Raw genomic sequence first — 547 nt, 5'->3', positions numbered from 1 at the left:
GGCTTCGAACCAAGGTGTCGGGGGTTCGAGTCCCTCCGAGCGCGCCATACAGGGCTCATCCCCAAATCCGGGGGCACTAATCAAGAACACAAAACCTTAACCCTTAACCTATAATTTTCAAAATTTCTAAACCCATAGGCACGACGTTGAATGAGTTTCATCTTTCGATGAAAGCCTTCTGTAATGCCGTTGTTTTTAGTAAACCGCCACATTCTAACGACTTCTTCCCGCCATTGATATAATGTTTTACCTAGAGTTTTTAGTGAGTCGAAAGGACTTTCCTTCAGACTGGCAACCAGTTTAAGAAAAAGAGGTATTAAAGGCTCTTTCCCATTTAAGGGGGCAGCTATTAATCACCCGCAGAGCACCTTAACACGCACTCTATAATTTTCAAAATTTCTAAACCCATAAGCTCTTCGCTGAATGAGTTTCATTTTGCGATGAAACCCTTCTGTGATTCCATTTGATTTACTAAACCGCCACATTCTGGCGACTTCATCTTTCCAAGCTCCCAGTGTCTTACCCAGTGAAGCTAAGGCTTTAAAAG

General features: G+C 43.0%; 1 protein-coding gene and 1 pseudogene. Both read right to left on the bottom strand.

The window, feature by feature from the left end; translation table 11 throughout:
- Positions 1 to 80: 80 nt before the first annotated feature.
- Positions 81 to 320 (bottom strand): annotated as a pseudogene (locus E1O52_RS13070) (ISL3 family transposase); the annotation flags it as partial.
- A gap of 33 nt (positions 321 to 353) precedes the next feature.
- On the bottom strand, positions 354 to 547 hold a 194-nt coding region (locus E1O52_RS13065; protein ID WP_165474655.1), incomplete at its 5' end, for a transposase.

Origin of the sequence: Legionella nagasakiensis (genome assembly GCF_900639915.1) — a bacterium.
Taxonomy (GTDB): Bacteria; Pseudomonadota; Gammaproteobacteria; order Legionellales; family Legionellaceae; genus Legionella_A; species Legionella_A nagasakiensis.
Note: the sequence above shows the minus strand (reverse complement) of the source record. Positions and strands in the feature narration are given on the sequence as shown.